Source organism: Cohnella kolymensis (assembly GCF_000829465.1).
In the GTDB taxonomy this organism is placed as follows: domain Bacteria; phylum Bacillota; class Bacilli; order Paenibacillales; family Paenibacillaceae; genus Cohnella; species Cohnella kolymensis.
The window spans coordinates 63,864-87,905 of the sequence record NZ_JXAL01000021.1; the positions used below are offsets into that span (position 1 = coordinate 63,864).

The window sequence follows — 24,042 nt, forward strand, 5'->3', positions numbered from 1 at the left end:
GAAATGAAAGCATTATTACCAAAAGACCAGTTTATCGGGTTGGATAGGTGCACCTGGTTATTCAGCGGAGCGGAAACTCCCTCGCATCGGGGCAGCTTGGAAGCTATGACAGAGTATATGCATTATCGCAGCCTCGGTCCGAAGGGACGCGAGCGAAACGCTGTTATAGAAGCCGAGTGCAAACAAAATCTTGCCGCCTTAATGCAAGGTCAAGCGGAGGATATCGCGTTGTTATCCAATTCCTCCGAGGCGATTTCGATGATTGCTCGCGCAATGGATTTCAAGCCGGGCGACAACGTTATTATCCATACTTTGGAATTCCCCTCTGGCGTTCTTCCTTGGCTCGCATTACAGCAGCAGGGTGTAGAAATTCGCGTTATTTCCCATCAGAATTGGCAAGTCGAACCTGCCGATTTGTTAAGCCGAATGGATGATCGAACCCGTTTGGTTATGACCAGCCATGTCAGCTATTTAACCGGATCACGTATCGATTACAAAGCATTATATCGTGAGATCAAGAAAACCGACGCTTTACTGATGTTGGATGTCACCCAATCACTAGGCGTCGTACCGGTCGAGATGTACGATGCCGACTTTGTTGTATGCAGCTCTTATAAATGGCTTTTATCGGTTCATGGCGTTGGAATTCTCGGCATTAACCCAAGGAGGACATCCTCCATTCTCCCCAAATATGTCGGGTGGCGCAGCGTTAAAGAAACAATCGGTTCCAAGCGATTCGAATCATTTGATTTTCAAGACGACGCTCGAAGGTTCGAGCTCGGATATCCGAGCTACTCAACCATCTACGCCCTCAACTTTTCTAGCGCGTTGCTGCTGGATATAGGCATTGAAAATATAGAAAGTCACGTCCTCTCCCTCGGCAGCCGCTTGATCAGTGATCTGCGCAATTTGGGATTTGATGTAATGACACCCGAGGAGCCGGTCCGAAGAGCAGGCAACATTTGTGTAAAATGGGACGCAGCTGAGGATGTTGCGCAAAAGCTGATGGATGAACAAGTCTATATAATGGGCAGCGACGGGAGGATTCGCGCTTCCATCCATTTATTTAATGACGCCGGCGATGTTGGAAGACTTATCGAGCTTCTTCCTGCCTGCACCGGCATGCGCCTGCGCGAAGGAGGACGTTGATTATGAAAGCCTTAGTATGGACGGCACCGGAGAAGATGGACTATGAGGAAATTGACCAGCCTGACATCCTTCCGGACGAAGTGCTGCTCAAGGTAGAGACGGTCGGTATATGCGGATCGGAAATCGAAGGCTATCTCGGGCATAACAGCCTGCGAATTCCCCCGCTTGTCATGGGACACGAGTTTTCCGGCACGGTTGAGGATGTAGGCGGCAATGTGGATTCTATACCTCTTGGGCAAAAGGCAGTGGTAAATCCCCTTCTCTATTGCGGCATTTGCGCTTCCTGCCGAAAGGGGCTCACCAATCTGTGCAGCAGCAGACGAATCATCGGCATTCACCGGTCCGGAGCGTTCGCCGAATGGGTCGCCGTGCCCGCTAAAGCGATGGTATCGATACCGCCGCATATGGATTCGCGGAGAGCCGCTTTGGCGGAGCCGCTGGCATGCTCCCTTCGGGCTACCCGGCGTGTCATGCAGCGGCATCCATTCGCAAACGTACTCATCTTCGGCGCCGGCGGGATCGGGCTCTTATGCGCCAAAATTGCGAAGCTGCTCGGCGCTTACTCCGTTATTCTAGCGGATACCAACCCCGAAAGGTTAAGCGTCGCAATTCAGTGCGGTGCCGACCAAACCGTCAATCCGAAAGAGGAATCGCTGCCGGAAATGATCCAAACCTACGCGGGCAACAAAGGAATTGATGTCGTCATCGATGCAGCAGGCTTTCAGCCGACGCGGGAAATGTCGCTCAGCCTAATTAATCCGGGAGGCACGTTTATGAACATCGGTCTCGGCATCGACGATACCTCATTACGGATCAATCATCTGATCCGAAGCGAAATCGAGATACTCGGTTCTTTCTGCTACACCGCCCAAGATTTCCACGATGCCGTTCAGTTACTTGCGGCCGGCACCGTAACGGAAGAAGGATGGACGGAAACACGCAGCTTGAAAGACGGCTGGCAGGCTTTCGCCGAGTTGACTGCAGGCAAAGTAACGTCCGGCAAAATATTTCTGACACCCTAGGAGGCGTTCGGCATGAAAAGACTCAAAGCTGGCATTCTCGGCCTCGGCAGCTGGGGGGAATGCCATTTGGAAGCCTGCATGTCGCTGCCTCACATCGAAGTCTCTGCAATATGCGATTTGCGTGAGGATCGTGTGCGGTACTTAGGTGATCGATATTCCATTCAGGGTCAGTACACCGATGAGGATGATTTAATTACACGTGAGGATCTTGATTTGATTATCGTAGTGACTTTTGAAAAGGAGCACCTCCGCCCGACTTTAAAAGCACTTCAGGCAGGCAAGCATGTTCTGGTAGAAAAACCGGTGACGACATCCATAGAAGAAGCGGAAATGATGCAAAAAGCTGCGGAAGCAGCCGGACGACATGTCATTCCAGGCCATTTGCTCCGCTTCGAACCGAAATATGCGGAGACGCACCGGGCCATTCTGGATGGACGTATAGGTCCTCCCTTATCAATGTACTTCAAACGCTCCCGGCAGCACTCGTTGTTTGCGACCTATCAAAGGACGCATACGGTTTATGAATTAATGATTCACGATTTGGATTTGGCTCTCTGGTACGCGGGAAGCCGGGTAAGCAAGGTGCGTGCTTATGGCTTGTCGCCATCCGGTGCCGCAACCCCTGAGATATTGTGGGCTTGTCTTCAGTTCGAGACCGGTGCTTTGGCCATGCTGCAGAGCAACTGGATGACACCGGATGAAGCGGGAATTGTCATACATGATTCGGCTGAAATTATCGGAACCAACGGCCTGGCCCGCTTCGACACCGAGCCCGCGGGTTTACAAGTCCTAAGCAGTTCCGGCCGTATCACAACGGACTTCTCCGTTCATCACCGTTTGAACGGACAGGCAGCGGGAGCATTGAGGGATCAGCTTGATTATGTCGCTCGATGCCTCATAACCGGTAATCCTCCGGATCGAATTTCCTTCACCGACGCCGTCCAAGGAGTTAAAGTAGCCGATGCCATCGTCCGTTCGGCATCCACCGGACAGGAAATCGAACTGCTGTCATAGATAAAGGAGGACATAAACTTTGAAACTAGTACAGTTTCGTGAGAAAACAGGCTTGGATACTTCGCTGCGATTAGGAGCGCTTGTGTCACACGATCGCATTTGCGAACTGAAATTCCAGGGCACGATGAAGGATTTGATAGACGCGTGGGAAAAGGATGCCGAGTACAAATCAAGGGTGGAACGGGACATTGCCGGGGCAGTCACAACGAGGACAGTTAGTGAAGTTCAATTGTGCGCTCCGCTTACCGATCCGGAAAAGCTCATCTTTGTCGGCTTAAATTATGTGGACCATGCTGCGGAATCGAACATGAGCGTTCCGGAGAAGCCGGTGCTATTCACGAAGTTTAACAACTCAATCATCGGTTCCGACGAATCGGTCATTATCCCAAGTGAGGTCAAGCAATGTGATTATGAAGTGGAACTTGCAGTCGTCATAGGCAGAACCGCAAAGTGTGTATCTGAAGACAATGCGCTGGATTACGTTTTCGGTTATACGGTGATCAACGATGTAAGCGCCCGTGATATCCAATTGACCGAAGGGCAATGGACCCGCGGTAAAGCCATTGATACCTTCGCTCCGCTCGGACCCCATATCGTTACTGCCGATGAGATAAGCGATGTTCACAACCTTGACATTCGGCTTACCTTGAACGGGGAAATCATGCAGAACGCCAATACCAAAGATTTGATTTTTAATGTTCCTTATCTGGTGTCGTTTCTGTCACGGACGATTACTTTGAAGCCCGGCGACGTGATTAGCACCGGCACTCCTCCCGGTGTGGGATTGGGCAGGACACCGCCCGTCTGGTTGAAGGACGGAGACGTTACCGAAGCAAACATTCAAGGAATCGGCACCTTGCGTAATCGATTCAAAGGTGAATAGTGGATTGCAACGGCCCTTGATCGATCAAGGGCCGTTTAACGGCTATAAAGAACTGATTATCCAACAAGACGAAAAATTTTACAAATGTTAGCCGAAAAGGTGTACACGCAATCGGAGATTGTTAAACAGTTCGGCGATGTCAAGGGCAAGCTATGCTTCTCGTGAGTACACAATCACTCATCAAAGACCTACTGTATCCAAGTGATATCATAACTGAAAGTAACGGAACTGCCATAAGAAGCTACGAGGATTTTGTAAATCAGGTCTCGTAAAAGTCTCCAGGGGATACTCTAACGTTGCATATTTATCGTAATAGGGAGCAAATTTCGGTCGAGGTGCAAGTTGCCGCCAATCCTGTGCCTTATTAATCTTGCATAAACAAAGGCCATCCACTAATACCAGGAGTGAGATGGCCATTTTCTTTAAGCTTGTAACTCCGTTACATCGTCCCTCCGCCTCGGCGGACGTTAGCCGGGATCTTTTCCGGACCTTGATTGATATATTCGTAAATAAATTTACCGGCTTTTTGCACGTCGAAGCTGTCAAGCTCCATCGTTTTCGTCCATGCCGTCAGCACGACATCTTTACCCTCGGGAACATTCTCATTCGGCACGGCCAGTACGCCCGCTCCCGCCTTTCGGAAATGGCTCAAATATTTAATGACATCCAGCTTACTCGACTCTAAGTCCGGACGATAGTGAATAATGATATCTCCATGCTCCAAATTATGAACCAGTGTTTCTAAGCCGGGTCTCTCCGTGTAATATCCGAATTTCAAATCATGTGGACTGTGAATACCGGAGGTTGGGATCTTCATCTCATATTGAACGGGATCATCCGTATGACCGGCGCCATAGTTCTTATCATCCGTGACGTCGATGGTTACGTTATAATTCAACGACTCGATATCATACTTATTCTCCGATAATTGAACGAAGAAGATAACAGCCAGCAATATGGCAACGACCATCAGAGTATGAGCGAGAAAGCGGAATGCGCCGCCCTTCTTTTTCAGTGCGGCCTTTTGCTCTTTTTTTAGACGGCTGGTATTTTCCTTGTTCAGCTTTGAAGCGTACCAATAGCCCAACAATGACACAACAAATAAAACAACGCTGATGTATAGCAAGATATAAGCCATATAAAGATTAGTCCTCCTGACTTCGTATCAAACAATATTAAGCCAACCCGTTAGTTCTCATCGTCACTTGTTGCAGTGGGATTGTCAAGAAGATTACTGAAATTGGGGTAATCGGGCGGAAAACAAAATGACCGTGACTATGAGAAGAGGCGCGGTTTATTGTTAATTTTTTCTCATTCAATTTTCATATACCGGTATTTACCGCGTCCTTATAGGCTTTAATTTTTAAATGGTAAATATTGTCATGTTTAATAATGGTATATTAGGGTTCAAGTTTTGGCTTATTAACAAAAGATGGAGGGAATATCAATTTTACTGAGTACCAGACAAAGCATCCGTAAAGTCATCAGTTTAAGTCTATTCGCTTCTATATGTTGTACTGCTCTGTTCGGGCATGCGCAGGCAGTGAGCGCTGACGAACCGTTTACTTTTCCACCGGCAGTAACAGAGGAACAGTCTCCGGCTCCCGAACCTTTCGCCGAGCAGCCGAGTCCTTTTCAAGAAGAGATCGATCAAGAGCCAACGCCAACGCAAGCAGAGAAGATTATCAGCACGGGTACCCATTTTTTGGGAGTTAAATATCGTTTCGGGGCACCTTCGGGCATTACATATGCGTTCGATTGCTCCTCCTTTACTCAATATATTTTTAAAAAGAATGGAATTGTGTTGCCTCGGACGTCCAGTCAGCAATCTACTAAAGGCGTTAAGATAGCAAAAAAAGACTTGGCAATCGGTGACCTCGTTTTCTTCAAAGATCCAGGTCGCTCGGGCAAAATCGGGCATGTTGCCGTTTATGCGGGTAACAATAAGATTTTGCATACCGGCGGCAAGGGCGGCGTCAAGTTTTCCACATTGAGCTCTCCTTACTACACCAAACATTACGTCACGGCACGCCGTGTTGTGATATCGAACAGCTAAATTAAAAAGGGACCGAATCCGGTCCCTTTTTTCATTCTTATTTTAGTCACCGACTATAAAATGACCTTTGCTTTTTCGCGGCACCTTGCGCACAACATTCAAGTCGGAGCTTTCATTCACATGAATCTCAGCAGCATTGTCTTCCGACTTGTTCACCGGACCATGTTCAGGAAGATCTCCGTCGTTAGCGATAATATCTTTTGACTGTTTCATGTGCCATCCTCCTCGATATCGTTACTCGGATCTGAAGGGCCTTCTGAAAACAGAAAAGACCCGCAAACGGGTCCAAAGACAAGCAGATTCCAATTCCTCTGCCGGAACTTTATATGACCCACCCAAAGCTGACGAGGTTAGCTGACGGACTCGGGATAGATGGTTCCCTACGGTCGATTAAGCGGACCGATTCGCCCCGGAAAAATGGTTCCCCCGCTTTCCGGCATCGCCGGAAACTAAGCTGTGAGATATAGATGAAAAAAGGTAATAACAACGACTAACCGAGTAACTGAGTTAATGAAACTATAACAGACCTGATTGTCACTGACAACCGGGTTTCTATATATATTGTCTGTGAAAGTTTTATAATAAATGAAATTCTTTCTCAGGGGTATAATAAGGTTTTGCATATATTTAACGACAGGAGACAATGAGCCGAAATGATCACGATTAAAACGGAAGAGCAAATTTCTAAAATGCATAAAGCCGGACAAATCCTTGCGGCCTGCCACAGGCAGATTGCCGGCATCATTCGTCCGGGAATTACAACATTGGAAATCGACCGCTTTGTGGAGCAGTTTCTGTCTGAACGCGATGCTTATCCCGAACAAAAAGGGTATCAAGGCTATCCGTTTGCCACCTGCGCATCGGTAAATGATGTCATTTGTCACGGGTTTCCTAGTAAAGAGCCGTTGAAGGACGGAGACATCGTAACGATCGATATGGTCGTGAATCTCGATGGATGGCTGGCCGATTCCGCCTGGTCGTATGCCGTCGGCAACGTGTCCGATGAAGCGGAAAAGCTTTTAGATACCACTAAGCAGTCGCTCTATATAGGGATACAGCAGGCAGTCATCGGCAACAGAATCGGAGACATTTCTCACGCCATCCAGACGTATGCCGAATCACATGGTTATTCCGTCGTCAGACAGTTCATCGGTCATGCGATCGGACAACACATGCATGAAGATCCTCAGGTTCCCCATTATGGCCCGCCGCACCGTGGACCCCGGCTTAAGGAGGGAATGGTGATCACTATTGAACCGATGCTGAATATAGGCACTTATCATTGTACAATCGATCCGGATGGCTGGACAGCCAGAACAGCCGACGGGAAATTATCGGCACAATACGAGCACACGATTGCAATTACAAAGGACGGACCCCTCATTCTTACCGAACAATGAAAATAATGCGAAATATTCTTTTTATGACCGTTAACATTGTGAGCTTGAGAAGCAATGTTATGATCTCCGAGAAAGCGATTTCATTCTTTCTCAGGGGGTTACATAAGATGAAACATGTTTCACAGACAAAAAAGTTGTTGACCGTGCTGATGGGCGGCTGTTTAGTTTTGAGCTTGGCGGCATGCGGATCCAAAGGGGGGAATGCGGCCGATTCTTACCCGGATAAGTCTATCGTCATCACTGCACCGTCAGGTGCCGGCGGCGGCCTGGACTTGACGGCGCGAGCATTATCGAAGTCATTAGCGGAAACAAAGCTCGCTGCTCATACCATAACCGTAGAGAACAAGCCGGGCGGCGGTCAAGCGGTGGGTTTGGCGGATTTTGTATCCCAAGATCCCAAAGATGCGTACCGGCTCTTTCTTCCTTCGGCGCCTCTGATCATTAACAATCTCAAGAAAGAAGGGAACAGCCCTCAATCCTTTAGAGACTTGACTCCTCTTGCGCAGCTGACGGAGGATTACGGCGCGATTGTTGTCCGCATCGATTCCAAATATAAAGATTTGCCCAGCTTGTTCGCAGATATGAAAGCGGATCCTCAAAGCATTATCCTTGCAGGAGGCTCAGCCCCGGGCTCCCAAGATCACCTGGTCGCAATGCTCCCGGCAGTAAAAGCAGGCGTGGATGCGAAGAGCATCAAATTCGTTTCCTATGATGGAGGCGGCGAAGCGATGACCGCATTGCTCGGCGGTAACGCGGACGTTCTCGCGACCGATATATCCGGCACCAGCGAATATTTGAAGGCCGGCAAGGTAAGAGTGCTCGGCGTATCGTCTACAGAACGTTTGTCCGGAGACTACAAGGATATCCCGACTTACAAAGAGCAGGGCATCGATGCGCAATTCACGATTTGGCGGGGCTTGTTCGGACCGAAGGAAATGCCTGATTATGCTGTAAAGTACTGGCAGGAGACATTGAAGAAGCTTTCCGAAAGCGAAGAATGGAAAAAATCCCTCGAAGCCAACGGCTGGGAGAACGGTTTTAAATCTGGAGACGATTTTACTCACTTCTTGGAAGATCAGGAAAAGTTGATTCAAGAGATTCTTACTTCGCTTGGAATGGCCAAGTAATCGATTAGGAGCACTCCTTATGGCAGATCAGGACATCAAAAAGAAGGTAAAAGAGCAATTCGGAAAAAATGCGGAGAAGTATGTTGCCAGCGTCTCTCACGCCAATGCTTCGGACCTTGCGGCGCTTGTCGAATGGCTGAAGCCTGAACAGAGCTGGTCGGTGCTTGATGTGGCCACCGGAGGCGGACATGTCAGCAAAGCGTTGTCGCCTCATGTCAGCCATGTCACCTCCACGGATCTGACACTGCAAATGTTGTCGGCCGCACGAAAGCATGTCTCGGAAAGCTGCAGCAACGTATCGTACGTCGTTGCCGATGCCGAAGCTCTGCCGTTCTTGAATGATACGTTCGATGCGGCGGCCTGCCGGATCGCGGCGCATCATTTTCCGAATCCCGCGCAGTTCGTACATGAAGTAAGCCGAATTCTGAAGCCGGGCGGCAAGTTCCTATTGATCGATAATGTATCACCCGAAGATAAATCTCTAGACAGGTTCGTAAACACAATGGAAAAGCTGCGGGATGAAAGTCATGGCCGCTGTTACTCGGTGGAGGAATGGCAGCAATGGTTTGCACAAGAAGGCCTTGCCGTGCGGCACTCGGAGCTGCGCAAGAAGAAATTTGATTTTCCGGTCTGGGTTAGGCGTACAGCTCAGTCTGAGGAACAAGTGATGTCGGTGGTCAACCACATTCTTTCCGCGGATGAACCGACGGCCCGTTACTTCTCCGTTGAAAAAGATGCGGGGCAAATCGTTTCGATTCAAATCGACGAGTGGATGGTTATGGCGGAGAAAGTATAGTAGAACAAAATAACAACAGCAGCCGGACATCATGTCGGGCTGCTGTTGTTATTTAATGTTGCTTGCGCTTGTAACGACGCTCAGGACGTCCGATGGAGCCGTAGATCATGTCTATTTCAAGTTCATTATTGGTGACCAAGTATTCCAGATATCTTCTTACAGTGGAATGGCTTGTACCTACCCGTTCAGCCAGCTCATCGGCATTAATGCTTGCCGATTCTTGAAGCAGCTTCTCTCTTACCAATCTTAGAGTGTGTTTATCGATACCTTTGGGCAGCATCTTTTTTGCCGCCGTCTCCGGCGCAGCAGCCTTGCGGTCGTTACGGAACAAAGAGTCCACTTCATGCTGTTCAACTACACGGTTCGTGCTCAGTTGCTGCCTTGCAGCCGCAAAGCGCTCAAGTACCGATATGAACTTTTCAACGATAATCGGTTTGATGGTGTAGCTGAATGCCCCGCCTCGTATCGCTTCGCTCACGGTCTCCGTATCATTGGCGGCCGTGATCATAATGAAATCGATTCCCCTGTGCCGCCTCCGTATTTCCCAGAGCAGCTCGATGCCGTTCATGTCCGGCAGGTACACATCCAAGAGGATAAGATCGGGTGTAAAGACATTGAGCAATTCTAATGCTTGTTTTCCTGTCTGAGCCGACGCAACTACCCGATATCCGTCCACTTTGTGTATGAATTGCTCGTATATTTTAGCGGCCAATTCGTCGTCTTCTACAATCATGACGGTCAGAGGTTGTCGGTTCATCCCGTATATCTGCTCCTTTGTGCTGATTTTGGCACAACTACTGTAAATCTTGCACCGCCCATCTCGCTTTGTGAGATTTGGATATTCCCTTGCAGCACATTCAATGAGCTTTGCACGATCGCCAGCCCGATACCCCGATTTTCCCCTTCTTTTGTGCTGAAGCCATCAATGAATATGACGGATTCTTTATCCTGGGGGACCCCTGGTCCATTATCGTCAATGTCGAAGATGAGGTCAGGTCCCAGATCCGTGAACGAAACTTTCACCAAGCCGCCATCGCCTTGCTTTTCTCTCGATGCATCTATGGCATTATCAATGAGATTGCCGAGAACCGTCACGATCAGCTCGGTATCCATGCCCGCCGGAATTGCGGACAGATTGCTCTCCATATCAATAATTAATTGTGTTTTCCGCTCTTTCGCCCGATTTATTTTGCCGAGCAAACAAGCCGCAATTAACGGATCTTTCACTGAGGAAATCAGAAAGGCAATAATATCTTGCCGTTCCTTGACTTCGCTTGAGATGATCTCCAACGCCTTATCATATTGATTCAAGCTTATTAATCCGTATATGGTATTCAATTTGTTCAGATATTCATGGTTTTGGGCTCTCATATGCTCCGAATAGGCTGTGATTTTGGTCACTTCATCGGTTAATTGTTCGATCTCGGACATTGTTCTGATTGTGATAACCATGCCGATCACCTTATCTTGATTCATAATCGGCGAAAGATCCATAACGTACATCTTATGCCCTACCGGAATGTTCTGATTGGACCTGCCCGTCTTCGTTCGAATGACTTCTTGCAGAATACTGCGGATCCTGTCATTGTTAATCGTCTTTCCGCTCTCTACCTGCTGATCTTGAAGGATTTCGCGAGCACGTTTGTTCATGGAAATTACCCGGTTATGCAAATCGACCGCAACGATCGCATCGCGGATGGACTCTATCGTTGCTTCTTTCTCTTTGAAAAGAAATGCGATCTCCTCGGGTTCCAGCCCAAAGATCAGCTTTTTTACACGTCTTGCGATCAGCACGGCTCCGGCGCAGCCGAGGACAAACAGAAGCATGGACAATTTCATGACTTCCGATTTGTACTGGGCTATCCGCGCTTCGATGTCATTTAACAAAAATCCTACCGAGGAAACCCCGACGATTTCTCCATTTTTATTGTAAATGGGTGTCTTCGCTTTCACTGCAGGACCCGATACGCCGACTCCTTCGTAGATCACGGAATCTTTGTGGGAAAATACGGCATCGTTGCTGGTACCCATGGGTTTACCGATATTAGCAGTGTTGTGGTGCGAGTAACGAATCCCTTCCCTGTTCCCGATTACAACATAGCTTGCTCCCGTGATTTTGCGGATGTTCTCTGCAGCCGGTTGTATGGTCTCTGACGGATTTTCTTTTAGAAACCCCTCAATTATCGTCGGATCCTCGGCTGCCAGCTTGGCAACCGTCATGGCCTGCTGCCCCGCCGATTCTTTCATAATGTCCTGAATCATGCCGGTAAAGTGAGCGCTTACAAGCAAAATGCTAATAAACAGCATGACTGTGATCAGCAAAATAATTTGTGCCAATAAGCTGATCCTAAAGCGCTTTAGGGGAAAAGTCATTGATGCTCCGCCTTATGGTAATAGTATAGCTACTAGAATAGCCCAGATTAGAAGCGGAGTAAATGATAAAAGCCTAATCCTGACAGGATTAGACTTTCGAATGTTGCTGCCTATGACTTGCCGATTCATTCTAATTCATGAACTGGCGGATTACCGTCTGCAGAATTCCACCGTTCAAGTAATATTCCACATCCACCAGACTATCCAGGCGCACCGTGACCTGAAATTCGGTTGCGGTATTGTCCTCTTTCACCGCCCGAATCCGAACGGAAATTCCCGGTGTGATCCCGTTCTCCAAATCCAGAATACCGAATACTTCCGTCCCGTCGAGCTGAATGGTTTCGGCATTTTCCCCGTCTTTAAATTGCAGAGGCAGAACGCCCATGCCGACCAAGTTGCTGCGATGAATCCGTTCGAAGCTTTCAGCCAGCACAGCCTTTACACCCAGCAGATTCGTTCCTTTCGCGGCCCAATCTCTGGAGCTCCCGGTGCCGTATTCCTTGCCGGCGATGATTAACAGAGCCTGATTGTCGTCCTTATATTTCATCGCCGCATCATACACGGACAAGACTTCACCGGTCGGCAAATATGTCGTGTATCCGCCTTCTTTGCCACCGGCCAACTTGTTCCGAATGCGTATATTCGCGAATGTGCCCCTCATCATGACATGATGATTGCCGCGCCTCGTGCCGTACGAATTGAAGTCTTGGCGCGGAACGCCTTGGGATGTAAGCAGCAACCCCGCAGGACTGTCAGCGCCGATACTGCCGGCTGGTGAAATATGATCCGTGGTTATCGAATCTCCCAGCAGCAGCAGCGCTCTCAAGCTGCTGAGCTGTCGGCTTTCATCATTCGGCGCGAATTCTTTTTTAAAATATGGGGCTTCTTGAATATAGGTGGAATCCGGATCCCATTCATAGATGGTGCCTTCAGGCGCATCGATCGCTGCCCATGTTTCATTGTCGAACACATGCTCATACTGATCGCGGAACAATTGCGGTTTTATGGCAGATGCGATGACCTGTTGAATTTCCTCCGCTGACGGCCATAACTCTCTCAAGTATACGGCTCGACCGCCGGCAGCCACACCGACAGGTTCGGCGTGCACATCGAAATTTACCGTGCCCGCTAAGGCATAGGCTACGACAAGCGGCGGCGATGCCAAATAATTCGCCTTCACCAACGGATGAATCCGGCCCTCAAAGTTACGATTGCCGCTTAGGATTGACGCTACGAGCATCTGATTTTCCTTGATCGCCTCTTCCGTTTCCGGGGACAGGGCGCCGCTGTTGCCGCAGCAGACGGCACAGCCGTACCCGTCGACAAAAAATCCTAACTGCTCCAAAGCATCCAACAATCCGGCCGCTTTGAGATATTCGGTTACGACGGTAGAACCCGGAGTTAAAGAGGCTTTCACATAGGACGGCTTGCTGAGACCGCGCGACACCGCTTTTTTGGCAAGTAGGCCGGCAGCGATCATGACGGAAGGATTGGACGTGTTGGTGCAGCTTGTAATTGCGGCAAGCACGATAGAACCGGTTGCCAGCAGCTCACCGGTCGGCAGTACGACCTTCTTCTCCAGCTCTGCAGGAGGCATTCCGTACCCCCGGTCGGCCACAGCGTTAACGACACTATTCCGGAACGATGACTTCATATCGGCAAGCGGAACACGATCCTGCGGACGTTTGGGCCCCGCTACTGTGGGCTCTATCGTCGACAAGTCCAACTCGAATATTTCCGTAAATTCCGGATCGGCAGTTGTATCGGTACGGAAAAGCCCCTGCGCTTTATAATAAGCTTCAGCCAAAGGCACAACATCGTCTCTGCCTGTGAATCTCAAATATTCCATTGTAATGTCGTCCGTCGGGAAGAAGCCCATTGTCGCACCGTATTCAGGAGCCATATTGGCGATCGTTGCCCTGTCGGCCAATGGGATGTGCTTCAGACCCGGACCGAAAAATTCCACAAACTTGCCGACGACCGATTTTTTGCGCAGAAGATGGGTGATCGTTAAGGCCAGATCCGTTGCCGTCGTGCCTTCCGGCATGCTGCCTGTAAGCTTGATGCCCACAACTTCGGGAATGACAAAGTAAAGCGGCTGCCCCAGCATAGCCGCTTCAGCCTCTATGCCGCCAACTCCCCAGCCGGCTGTACCCAATCCGTTGATCATGGGCGTGTGAGAATCCGTCCCGACCAGGGAATCGGGATAAACTTCAATGCTCCCGCCGTTTTCTTTGGTCATGACCGAGCTCGCCAACCGCTCCAGGTTCACTTGATGCACGATGCCCGACGCCGGAGGCACGACACGGAAATTATCGAATGCTTGCTGAGCCCAGCGAATAAACCGGTAACGTTCAAGATTCCGTTCATATTCCAATTTAAGATTATTGGAGAATGAGCTGCTATTCCCGGAATCTTCGATAATGACGGAGTGGTCGATGACCAAATCGACCGGGATCAGCGGATTGATCCGCGCAGGATCCCCGCCCGCTTCTCTGACCGCATCCCTCATGGCCGCGAGATCCACAATAGCGGGAATGCCGGTAAAATCCTGGAACACGATTCGCGCCGGCTTAAAAGGGATCTCTTTCTTCCCCCATTGCGATGTCTTCCAATTGGCCAGCTGTTCGACATGCCGGTCGGTGATATGTTTGCCGTCGCATTGCCGGACAGCCGCTTCCAACAATATTTTGATAGAAAAGGGGAGCGCAGAAATATTCCCCGCACCGGCGCGCTCAAGAGCCGGCAGCGAGTAGTAAACATATTGTTTGCCGTCGACGTGAAGCGTTTCCTTCATTCCGTACGCCTCCATGGCCCTCAGCCAGAGTTATTCGGGATCCAGAACGGTTTTCGCAATCCTGTTATCCAAGTCTTCGTAATCGTAATACTTAATCGTTTCATATAACTCCTTGCGAGTCTGCATATCCTGAAGAGCATCTCTCTGTGTTCCGGTATCGCGAATCAACCGGTATACATTTTCAATCGCTTTTGCCGCCACTCGAAGGGAAGTCACCGGGTAGATGACCATTTTGTACCCCCACTCTTGGAACTGCTCAGCGCTGTAATACGGCGTCTTGCCGAATTCCGTCATGTTAGCCAGCAGCGGAACCTGCACCTCTTGGGCGAATCTCTTGAATTCATCTTCCGTCTGCAGCGCTTCCGGGAATATGGCGTCCGCGCCCGCCCTGACATAGTCCCGGGCCCTGTCGATCGCCGCGTCCATGCCTTCGTCCGCCTTGGCGTCGGTTCTGGCCACGATGACAATCCGGTCGCTTGCCTTCCTGGCCGCTTGGATTTTCTGCATCATCTCTTGTTTGGGCACCAGCTTTTTTCCGTTCAAATGTCCGCACTTCTTCGGCAGATCCTGATCCTCCATCTGGATGGCCGCCGCTCCTGCTTCTTCAATATCGCGCACGGTGCGTGTCACATTCAGCACGCTGCCGTATCCCGTATCGATGTCCACCAACAGAGGCAAGCCGGCCGCCCGCGTAATTTCACGGGTGCGTGCCGCAAGCTCCGTTAACGTAATCAAGCCTAGATCGGGCAGGCCCAAGCTTGCCGAGAAAGCGGCTCCGGACAGGTACATGGCCTCAAATCCCGCTTCTTTAGCCAGCAGTGCAGCCATCGCATCATGCGCTCCGGGCATCTGAATGATTCCCTCGTCCGATCCCAGTCTCCTGCGAAGACGGGATACAGGATCCTCTTCAGCATTTCGAACTAACCAGCTCATTTGTTTGCTCCCCTCTCCCAAGATTTAAGAGTTTATTTGAAAATGTTTGAATAACGCGGAATAGTCCGATTGATTCTCGAGCGACCAAATATGTTGGAGCCCTTGTTTCTGCTGCTCTTCTGTCAGGTAACCGTCCGTCAATCTCAAAAACTTCTTCTCGATTTGCTCATTCGACATCGGATTGCCGCTGTGACCCGCAGGGTGTTTGACAAGCTTCTTCAGCTTGCTGCCGTCGCGAAGGCTAATGGTAATTCGATTCGGATTGCCGTCCGGATAACCTGCGTTCATCTCGTCGGTTACTACCACCGTAATGATCGTCTTCAGCCGCTCCAGCGTTCGACTGTCAGCAAGACGCGCTGCCGAGAACGTCTCCAGATCGATTTTGTTATCTTCCAGCGCCGCCATTACGATGTAAGGTAAGGAGTGGTCAGCGGTTTCTCTCGTTTTCGGTTCCCACTTCTGCTTGTCTTTGGCAAGCACATCATAAGCCAATTGGAACGTCTCAATATGGATCTGCTCGACATCGGACAAATCCTTAATCTGTTCGCGCAGCGCAAGCGCCGCTTCAATGGCGCTCTGGGTCATATACTCAACCGCCCAGTTTTTCACATAGGTGATGGTAATCCGGTCTGGGCTGTCATTGTCTGCCAGCTTCGCCACAACGCTCTCCGGGTTCAGCTTTTGATTCAGCATCAGATAATTGACGCCCATCGTCCCTTCAAAAGGCTCATACGGCCCTTTCATTCCGCACTCGGCGAGCTGCAACGCAAAAACAGCGTTCCGCGCCGCATTGGCCGCCGCCGCTCCTTTCCACATGGAAATCTCCCCGTTGCGCGTCTGGCGCATGGCTGCGTGCGGTACAATGGCTAACGCCAAAGCCTGCTCCGTCTCATCGACGGAAAGACCGAGCAGATTGGCGCCCCCGACGACTGTGGCAACGGTGATGTAGTTGACATGATCCCATCCGTTGGATTTGAGGCTCGCTTCATCGCAGAAAATTACACCGATCTCATATGCTGCGGCTATGGCGGCGATCAATCGCTTGGTTGAGATTCCCCGTTCCTCGGCCAGCGCGATCAAAGGGGCGATGACGTCGCTCGGGTGAAGCGGTTCTATCGATAAATAGGTATCGTTATAATCCAGATACCGGATGGCCGTGCCGTTGGCGAATGCGGCGATATCGGCCGGGGCTTTTCGGCCTGAACCGATGATGGTCGCTCCCTTGTCGTTGATGTAACGGTCCGCAAGTTTTCTTGCGGCTGCGGAGGCATCCTCGTCATAGCCTGAGATCAAGCAGCCGATCGTGTCGATCACCCTGCGTTTGACCTCCGAGATGGTTCGTTCGGTTAGAGTGTCATAACTTACCCGCGCTGCAAATTGTGCCAAAGCTTTCGTGATTCGATCCGACATTCGAAGGCCTCCCCATCGTATAAGTTAATCCGGAACATACAAATCGCCTTTCATGATTCTGCGTGCCGTCCTTTCCAATCCGACAAAAGCCACATCGTTTCCTTCGTCAACAAGCGCCGCCCGCACTTCGGCCACTCCATCCGGATGGCCGATTCGAACGATACGTTCCCTGCAGCCCGGCTCGATCGAAGTCAGCTGATTCGGAATGGTGCCCGGCAGAAGCACGGCGGCGGCAAGATTATATAAACCGCTTCCTGCAAAGGTGCGGTGGAACCGTCCCATGGACACCATCTTGGCGACAATATCCACCTCGTCCCGCCGAATCGTTTGTCCTGACGAAGTGATATAATCTTGCGGTTCCGCTACGATGGCAACCTTAGGAACAGCCGGCGCCAGTCTTGCGGTCTCGAGAGTCGCTTCCATTCCGGAGCGAACCGCCATTTCCCTGCGCATGGATTCAAGTTGATCCAACAAAAGTTTGTTCTCTGACAGCACACTGTTAGGTTCCGTTCCGGTGAGACCGAGCGACGCAGCCGACACATATACGAACGGGTTCACAACATCTACAAAAGAAAGCTCAATCGTGTCCGAGTCTGCCGTCATAGACAATCTCGATCCCAGCGGCAGTGTTGCCCCTGTTTTACCGCCGCCCGGAGTGAGAATGTCGACGGTATATTTCGCTCCAGTCGTAACGAGGCCGGGCATCAGATAGTCACCGGCCACTCTCGCCTTACCGCCGGTAACGGGCACCTGCAGCTTGATCATTTTTCCGATATTCGTATTAAAAGCGGTAACCTGTGCAAATTGGTTTACAGAGTCGACCTCAACCAACCCTTCATCCACGGCGAATGCCCCGACTGCAGCCATCAGATTGCCGCAGGTACCTTTGTCATCCGCTACTTTTTCACCGATTCCGATCTGATAGAACGTATAATCCACATCTGCCCCGGCTGCAGAAGGCGGGGAAATGACGACCACTTTGCTCGTATGGGATGTCCCGCTCCCCAATCCATTGATTTGGCTCGGATTAGAGGCGTCGATCCCCTCAAAAAATACTATATTCCGCTCATGGATGTCTTCCGGCAGATCTTTCTTGTGAAAAAAAAATTCCCCGGCTGGTGCCCCCGCGATAGATCGCACAAGGTATGGAACGCTGCGAAATAGCAATCTCCTCCTCAGTATATAGTAAAGAAACCTTCTGTTGACAGCGCTTTCGTTAAGTCTCCAATCCTGTCACGGCAAAAGCTTTTCCATAATCATAACATCAACGTAATTCCCGTCCAGGATCCCTTGGTTCACAAACGTCCCGACCTCCCGGTAACCGGCTTTTCTGTATAGCCCCTGGCCCAGTGAGTTGAATGGGAAAGTAAAAAGGACAAGTTTATAGAAGTTGTACTGTTTAGCTGTGTCTTCTAAATACCGGAGCAGTTTGTGTCCGATGCCCCTTCCCCGGAAATCCCTGTGTATGTAAACCGATACGTCGCCGACCCCGTCATACGCGCGGCGTGCGGAATAGGGATTAATCGAAGCCCAACCTTTGATCTCACCGCCCTCTTCAGCTGCAATCACAGCATATCTTTCTTGGCGACTGTTAAACCAGTTAGACATGTATTCCTCTGTTTTTCGATCCTGTTCCAGAGTGGCGATCCGATCCTCGATTCCCTGATTATAAATCTCTTGTATCGCCTTTATATCGGCCTCTGTTGCTCTGCGGACGTTCAAAAGCATTCTCCTTTCGTACGTAACTGCAACTGCACATATACAAACTTTACCACCATTTTAGCGCGAACGGTCCATAAATTTAGGACTTTTAGAATTGATAGGAATATGTTGCCAATGGGTATTAAATTCGTAAGGTGGTTGGTTACTTGCTTCAGCTATGTGATCAATCGCCCTTTTTCTTTGATTTCAGTTCATAGGGAGGAAAACAATGAAGATCAAATCACTGTTGCTTGCTGTCATTCTCATCATCTCAACAATTGCCGGATCAGTGTCATCCGCAGGCGCGGTTACGGACAGCGTCACAGCCAAAATCGATGCCAAACTCACTGAAGCCCTCAGCAAAGCTGCAGGACCGGTTGAGGCAATTGTTACATTCAGAGGCAGCGGCGCACCGGCCAAAGAGCAGGTGGACTTACTCAAGCAAGCTGGAATCCAGTCGGGCATGACTTTACAATCATTGCCGATGGCCGGTGTGATTGTCACAGCCGACCAGGTGGAGCAGCTGTCGAAACAGCCTCAAGTGCGTTCTATCTATTTGAACAAAAAATTAGAGTACTACAACTATGACGCTACAGCGCTGACAGGCGTTGACCGGGTGCGCGCAGACGCGGCCATGACCAAGCAGAATAACGGCTTGCCTGTATCCGGTAAAGGTGTAACCGTAGTTGTGAATGACAGCGGCGTTGACGGTACACATAGAGATATCGAATATGGAAAGCACTTGGTGGAAAATGCCACCGGAGCGACGAATCTTCACGCTCTAAGCGACCTGCTGCCGATCACCTACTTGGAAGGTGTACCGAATACGGACAGCAACTCGGGTCATGGTACACATGTTGCCGGAACCGTAGGCGGAACGGGAGCCATGTCGGCAGGAAAATATGAGGGTGTTGCGCCGGGGGCCGATCTTGTAGGATACGGCTCGGGAGCCGCTCTATTGATTTTGGATGCCGTCGGCGGATTTGATTACGCACTGACGAATCAGAACCGTTTCGGAGTCCGAGTGATCACTAATTCTTGGGGGTCTTCAGGCGGCTTTGATCCCGAGGATCCGGTGAACGTCGCAAGCAAGCTGGCGTATGACCGCGGCATTGTCGTAACGTTCGCGGCCGGGAATGAGGGGCCCGGTGAAGATACTCATAACCCATATGCCAGCGCCTTGGGTAATCTCGGTGGCTGCAGGAGACAAACAAGGGAAATTGGCTGATTTCTCATCTCGCGGCGTAAAAAATGGCGGTGGCACATTCACGATGGATGGCGAAACCTGGACTTGGGAGGATCGGCCTACGATTACAGCTCCCGGTGTAGATATCATCTCCACTCGTGTTCTCGCTCCTGTCTCTTCGTTAGCCGTTGCCGATGATGTGAATCAGATCGAGCCTGCGTACCTTCCTTTCTATACCTTGATGAGCGGAACGTCCATGGCAACCCCGCATCTAGCCGGGATTGTCGCTTTGATGCTGGAAGCAAATCCGGCTCTGTCTCCTGCGGAAGTGAAACGCATTCTGCAAGATACGGCTACGAATATGCCTGGAATGGAGCCTTGGGAAGCCGGCGCGGGTTATGTGAACGCTTATGCTGCCGTGGATCGCGCTTTCCACGAACAAAGCTATGGGAAGACGGTTAATCTTTTCAGAACCTTTAACAGCAATGCTGCCGTCTCGGCAACACGGACACCCTTCACGGTCAATTATAGTCCTGTCACCTTAACCTCTAACAGCTATCCTTTTACCGTCCCATCCGGATTAACCGAGCTGGCTGCAAGGGTGGACGCGGCCGGCATATTGGACTCGGGAAATCCCGTAAACTTGGTGCTGATCGCTCCGGACGGAACCGAGTACAGCTCCGGTGTGAATCTGCTGTTTCCCCTTTACTATGATCGTACGGTTTCAGTAACCTCGCCTATTCCGGGCAGCTGGACGGCAGAAATTCGCGGTTTGCGGGGGGATGAGCTGAATCCGACTACTGGAGCCGGTTTGCCGGAAGACATTCCCGGAACGCTAACCTTCAAGACCGCAGGTGATTTCACAGGACTGGACGATATTCAGGGCAACCCGGCGGAAGCCGCGATCAAGCTGGCTGTGAACGAACGTCTGGTAGATGGCTACTCGGATAGAAGCTTTAAGCCGGGCCAAATCATTACCCGTAAAGAACTGGCCAATTACCTGGTCATGGGTGCGGAAATCCGGCAATTCTTACCGAGGGACGGTACTGCGAGCTTTAGCGACGTAAGCGCAGAGGATCTTCCTTTTGTGGAAGCGGTCACCGCCAAAGGATCTGCAATGAGAGACGGCCGGCAAATCCAAAAAGGGGTAATGACACCCTCGGCAGCCGGGGTTTTTGCTCCTGACGCTGCGGTGCGGCGCGTAGACCTGGCCTACTCTTTGGTACAAAGTCTTGGCCTGCAGCAGCAGGCATTAGACAAAAACTCCTCCGATGTTACCGTACAATACGGCGATCAGCGAATCGCGATTGAGGATGCCGGTGACATTCCCGCCGAATTAAGAGGATATGTACAGTTGGCGTTGGATCTAAATATTTTGAACGCGTATTTCAAAGTTACACAGGGTCCATATGATCTAAAACCCACCGTACACGCCGCTTTCAAGCCGAACCAGAAGGTGACCCGAGGCGATTACGCAGTGGCGGCAACACGCTTCTACACGGCTTATCTAATGCCGTAGCTAAGCAAATTAAAAACGAACTAGGTCATCGGCCTAGTTCGTTTTCATTTATTACAATTTCAGGATATTCTCCTTGTAATTACTATTGTATATATACTTACAAAAAGTTATTATACATACTGTCACAATACAAGCACAAAAGGAGACTTACACATCATGGCAACAGTCTTGTACATTACCGCACATCCTCACGACCATGAGGCTTCATACAGTATGGCAGTAGGCAAAGAGTTTATCGACGCCTATCGTGCATCCCATCCCTCAGATGAGGTCAAAGTGCTCGATCTTTATAAAATGGATTTGCCGCAGATCGACGCCGACGTATTCAGCGGCTGGGGCAAATTGCGCTCGGGTTCTTCTTTTGATGAGCTTTCCGAATCCGAGAAAGCCAAAGTGGTCCGGCTGGGCGAAATCGTTGACCAATATGTGGCGGCGGACAAATACGTATATGTATCGCCCATGTGGAACTTCTCTTTTCCACCCGTATTGAAAGCTTATATCGATGCGATCTGCGTCGCCGGCAAAACGTTCAAATACACCGAGCAAGGCGCCGTCGGATTGCTTTCCGATAAAAAAGCGATTCACATCCAGGCGAGGGGCGGCATTTACTCCGAAGGACCTGCTGCCGGATTCGAAAGCGGCCACAGCTATCTGCAAAAAATCATGCAGTTTCACGGCGTGCCGTCTTTCAAAGGTATCTTTGTAGAAGGCATGGCGGCCATGCCTGATCAAGCGGCATCCATTAAGGAAAAGGCCATCGCGCAAGCGCGTGAGGCTGCAAAAAACTTCTAAACCGAACAGGTGCCGAGTGAGATAAGTAAAGGGCAGTCCCCAAGGTCGTTTGACGACTCTCGGGACTGCCCTGTTTTCATTAATCTTGACTGCCAAATGGATTGAATCCGATATAACGGCGCCATTCTTCCGAGGCAGACGGTGCTTGTTCTTCTACGCTTTCAACCGATTGCTCTGCTGCTGCGGCCATGTGCTTGGAACCATCGTAATACATAGGAGCCTCCGAATTCTGTCCCTCCATTGCTAATCCTCCCTGTTGTTCCTATGCATTTGAATACGTTTACATTATATAATGAATTGCAAAATATGAAAATATATGATTACTTCAGCTTTAACCCAAAAATCTTTCCGCCGCGCGAAGCCACGACGACATAATTATTGAACACGGCCGGTGAAGCTTCGACATTCGAGCCGACGTTCACGCTGCCCTTCACTTTGCCGCTTTTGGCATCGATCAGATAAACGTTACCTGCGGAATCCGCCTGAACGATATGAGCGTTGCCGGCTTTGTCGTACACGTCGACAGGCGAGGACCACGCATAATTCTTCATCGGAAGCTTCCACATTTCGCGGCCGGTTTGTTTGTCAAGCGCCACCATCAGACCGGCGTTAAAACTGCCGTAACGTGCGATTGTGAAAATGACCATATTGCCGATCGTTTGTTTCCCGAGTACCGGTGTTGCCAATATGCCGCCGTTCACAGGGTGATCCCCAAGCAGCGAATAGCACATATACTGTTTCTGCCAAACGACCTTGCCGGTCGAGCCGTTAATTTTGCGTATTAACGCCATTCCCTTAGATCCCTGCTTATCGACTTCGGTACCCGTGTATAGATACGGTACCCCTTCTTCTTGTTCTACAACGATCGTAGCGTCCGTATCATCGGATGATGGGAGCGACCAGACGGGTGAATGTGTGCTTAAATTCATCGCTTGAAGGCTGCCACCGTTATCCGCAAAAAAAGCGAGATCATCGAGTGCCGCAACCGAATTTTCGATTCCCTGATGCTTATTGCCTGCAATCTGATAGCGGTACTTGCTGACTACCGGGCGGATGGATATCGTTTTGCTGCTTTTATTGAACTTCGTGTTCAGCTTAATGTTATAGAACATGCCGTTCTCCCCGCCTACGACCAGCGAATCGTCCATGCGATTGAACAAAGCGGAACCGTCGAATGCGCCCCACCCGCGAGCGGCAAAAGAATCACGCCCTTTTATATACAAAAGCTTCTTCTGATCTGTTAAGCTGTAAATGTTAAATCCGATCGTTCCGTTCTCCGGGATGCCCTCTCCGACATACAGCAGCGGATATCCGCGGGCATCTACCGACACGCTTCCTTTGATAGGATTGCCGACCCGAATAGGGCTCCGAGTCTCTTCGCCCGTTTCCAGATCAAGAAAGTACACATTCCCATCGAGCGAAGCATAGATCACCTCGGTGAAATCTCGTTTTTTAAGAAACTTCTCTTTCACATTCATCGTCTTCAGCACATCAGGACTCCATTTCACAATAGCCGGCTGCCCTGTCCATCCTGCGCCGCCTCCCCAAGAGCTGACGGAGGTCGCCTTCTGCCACATCTTAACCGGACGATAAAGCGTCATCTCTGCGGTCCCGTACGCCGGAGCGTTGCGCTGGCTGGAGCCTCGAAAGGTCAGCACGCCTTCCACCTCGCTGTACTTCTCGGGAAACAATTGCGCCTGTGGCTTTTCATTCCATTTATGTGAGATGGCCGCGCTCTCTGCTCGAGCAGCTTCCGGCAATAAAATGCTGCAGGATAACAGCAATAGAATGATACTCTTTTTGCCCAAATTTTGTGTCATAAATTTCCTCCTTATATGAAATTCTCCTAATTTCATCCATTTCCTGTCAGTATAAAATAAATAG

22 protein-coding genes, 1 pseudogene and 1 riboswitch are annotated in these 24,042 nt (G+C 50.1%); of the genes and pseudogenes, 12 read left to right on the top strand and 11 right to left on the bottom strand.

Features of this window, described 5'->3' with window-relative positions; translation table 11 throughout:
* Window positions 1-3: 3 nt before the first annotated feature.
* From SD71_RS13340 to SD71_RS26255, 5 genes and pseudogenes are all read left to right on the top strand, one after another.
* Window positions 4-1,149 (top strand): aminotransferase class V-fold PLP-dependent enzyme, encoded by a 1,146-nt coding sequence (locus tag SD71_RS13340; protein ID WP_041063979.1) that lies wholly within the window; start codon window positions 4-6, stop codon window positions 1,147-1,149.
* Window positions 1,150-1,151: 2 nt separating this feature from the next.
* Complete coding sequence (locus tag SD71_RS13345; protein ID WP_041063982.1) at window positions 1,152-2,171, top strand: galactitol-1-phosphate 5-dehydrogenase; 1,020 nt, start codon at window positions 1,152-1,154, stop codon at window positions 2,169-2,171.
* A gap of 12 nt (window positions 2,172-2,183) precedes the next feature.
* A complete protein-coding gene (locus SD71_RS13350; RefSeq protein WP_041063984.1) occupies window positions 2,184-3,185 on the top strand; it encodes a Gfo/Idh/MocA family protein in 1,002 nt (333 codons plus the stop codon).
* A gap of 19 nt (window positions 3,186-3,204) precedes the next feature.
* Window positions 3,205-4,068 carry a fumarylacetoacetate hydrolase family protein gene (locus SD71_RS13355; protein ID WP_041063986.1) on the top strand — a complete coding sequence of 288 codons (864 nt, stop codon included), beginning with the start codon at window positions 3,205-3,207 and terminating at the stop codon, window positions 4,066-4,068.
* Window positions 4,069-4,137: 69 nt separating this feature from the next.
* Window positions 4,138-4,233 (top strand): annotated as a pseudogene (locus SD71_RS26255) (hypothetical protein); the annotation flags it as partial.
* A 274-nt stretch (window positions 4,234-4,507) separates the two neighbouring features.
* On the opposite strand, the gene SD71_RS22315 reads toward SD71_RS26255, so the two are convergent.
* The gene (locus tag SD71_RS22315; RefSeq protein WP_052476242.1) at window positions 4,508-5,206 is read right to left on the bottom strand and encodes a DUF3105 domain-containing protein; all 699 of its coding nucleotides are present in this window, start codon (window positions 5,204-5,206) and stop codon (window positions 4,508-4,510) included.
* Window positions 5,207-5,611: 405 nt separating this feature from the next.
* Here SD71_RS22315 and SD71_RS13365 point away from each other — a divergent pair, with 405 nt between their 5' ends.
* Entirely contained in the window at window positions 5,612-6,124 is a 513-nt protein-coding gene (locus SD71_RS13365) for a C40 family peptidase (protein ID WP_052476243.1), read from the top strand.
* Window positions 6,125-6,166: 42 nt separating this feature from the next.
* Here SD71_RS13365 and SD71_RS24010 read toward each other — a convergent pair whose 3' ends face one another.
* On the bottom strand, window positions 6,167-6,337 hold the full coding sequence (locus tag SD71_RS24010) for a hypothetical protein (protein WP_161793391.1): 171 nt from the start codon (window positions 6,335-6,337) through the stop codon (window positions 6,167-6,169).
* 112 nt (window positions 6,338-6,449) lie between these two features.
* Window positions 6,450-6,590, bottom strand: a riboswitch (cyclic di-AMP (ydaO/yuaA leader).
* A gap of 187 nt (window positions 6,591-6,777) precedes the next feature.
* On the opposite strand from SD71_RS24010, the gene map reads away from it, so the two are divergent.
* From map to SD71_RS13380, 3 genes are all read left to right on the top strand, one after another.
* Window positions 6,778-7,524: a type I methionyl aminopeptidase gene (map, locus tag SD71_RS13370; protein WP_041063988.1), complete on the top strand. Its 747-nt coding sequence runs from the start codon at window positions 6,778-6,780 to the stop codon at window positions 7,522-7,524.
* Between the two features lie 107 nt (window positions 7,525-7,631).
* A complete protein-coding gene (locus SD71_RS13375) occupies window positions 7,632-8,651 on the top strand; it encodes a Bug family tripartite tricarboxylate transporter substrate binding protein (RefSeq protein ID WP_041063990.1) in 1,020 nt (339 codons plus the stop codon).
* A gap of 19 nt (window positions 8,652-8,670) precedes the next feature.
* Window positions 8,671-9,447, top strand: a complete 777-nt coding sequence (locus SD71_RS13380) for a class I SAM-dependent methyltransferase (protein ID WP_041063992.1) — start codon at window positions 8,671-8,673, stop codon at window positions 9,445-9,447.
* Window positions 9,448-9,499: 52 nt separating this feature from the next.
* Here SD71_RS13380 and SD71_RS13385 read toward each other — a convergent pair whose 3' ends face one another.
* The 7 genes from SD71_RS13385 to SD71_RS13415 all read right to left on the bottom strand — a co-directional run bounded on the left by SD71_RS13385 (window position 9,500) and on the right by SD71_RS13415 (window position 18,682).
* Window positions 9,500-10,204, bottom strand: coding sequence for a response regulator (locus SD71_RS13385; protein WP_041063994.1), 705 nt, complete (start codon window positions 10,202-10,204; stop codon window positions 9,500-9,502).
* Window positions 10,201-11,784: a sensor histidine kinase gene (locus SD71_RS13390; RefSeq protein WP_326998748.1), complete on the bottom strand. Its 1,584-nt coding sequence runs from the start codon at window positions 11,782-11,784 to the stop codon at window positions 10,201-10,203. Before SD71_RS13390 ends, SD71_RS13385 begins: the two co-directional genes overlap by 4 nt.
* Window positions 11,785-11,950: 166 nt before the next feature.
* Entirely contained in the window at window positions 11,951-14,617 is a 2,667-nt protein-coding gene (gene acnA / locus SD71_RS13395) for an aconitate hydratase AcnA (RefSeq protein ID WP_326998749.1), read from the bottom strand.
* Between the two features lie 30 nt (window positions 14,618-14,647).
* Window positions 14,648-15,550 carry a methylisocitrate lyase gene (prpB, locus tag SD71_RS13400; RefSeq protein ID WP_041064000.1) on the bottom strand — a complete coding sequence of 301 codons (903 nt, stop codon included), beginning with the start codon at window positions 15,548-15,550 and terminating at the stop codon, window positions 14,648-14,650.
* Window positions 15,551-15,574: 24 nt separating this feature from the next.
* Window positions 15,575-16,960: an MmgE/PrpD family protein gene (locus SD71_RS13405; protein ID WP_041064002.1), complete on the bottom strand. Its 1,386-nt coding sequence runs from the start codon at window positions 16,958-16,960 to the stop codon at window positions 15,575-15,577.
* Between the two features lie 24 nt (window positions 16,961-16,984).
* Complete coding sequence (locus SD71_RS13410) at window positions 16,985-18,127, bottom strand: PrpF domain-containing protein (RefSeq protein WP_200889601.1); 1,143 nt, start codon at window positions 18,125-18,127, stop codon at window positions 16,985-16,987.
* 66 nt (window positions 18,128-18,193) lie between these two features.
* On the bottom strand, window positions 18,194-18,682 hold the full coding sequence (locus tag SD71_RS13415; RefSeq protein ID WP_235427110.1) for an arsinothricin resistance N-acetyltransferase ArsN1 family A: 489 nt from the start codon (window positions 18,680-18,682) through the stop codon (window positions 18,194-18,196).
* Window positions 18,683-18,890: 208 nt separating this feature from the next.
* Between SD71_RS13415 and SD71_RS25610 the strand changes: the two genes are divergently transcribed.
* The 3 genes from SD71_RS25610 (at window position 18,891) to SD71_RS13425 (ending at window position 22,158) form a co-directional block, all read left to right on the top strand.
* Complete coding sequence (locus tag SD71_RS25610; RefSeq protein ID WP_268747743.1) at window positions 18,891-19,889, top strand: S8 family serine peptidase; 999 nt, start codon at window positions 18,891-18,893, stop codon at window positions 19,887-19,889.
* Window positions 19,810-21,366, top strand: a complete 1,557-nt coding sequence (locus tag SD71_RS24995; protein ID WP_268747744.1) for a S8 family peptidase — start codon at window positions 19,810-19,812, stop codon at window positions 21,364-21,366. Before SD71_RS25610 ends, SD71_RS24995 begins: the two co-directional genes overlap by 80 nt.
* A 156-nt stretch (window positions 21,367-21,522) precedes the next feature.
* The gene (locus SD71_RS13425; RefSeq protein WP_041064005.1) at window positions 21,523-22,158 is read left to right on the top strand and encodes an FMN-dependent NADH-azoreductase; all 636 of its coding nucleotides are present in this window, start codon (window positions 21,523-21,525) and stop codon (window positions 22,156-22,158) included.
* A 79-nt stretch (window positions 22,159-22,237) separates the two neighbouring features.
* Here SD71_RS13425 and SD71_RS24015 read toward each other — a convergent pair whose 3' ends face one another.
* Both SD71_RS24015 and SD71_RS13430 read right to left on the bottom strand, forming a co-directional pair.
* A complete protein-coding gene (locus SD71_RS24015; RefSeq protein ID WP_161793392.1) occupies window positions 22,238-22,399 on the bottom strand; it encodes a hypothetical protein in 162 nt (53 codons plus the stop codon).
* 79 nt (window positions 22,400-22,478) lie between these two features.
* Window positions 22,479-23,978, bottom strand: a complete 1,500-nt coding sequence (locus SD71_RS13430) for an outer membrane protein assembly factor BamB family protein (protein WP_052476244.1) — start codon at window positions 23,976-23,978, stop codon at window positions 22,479-22,481.
* Window positions 23,979-24,042 lie beyond the last annotated feature (64 nt).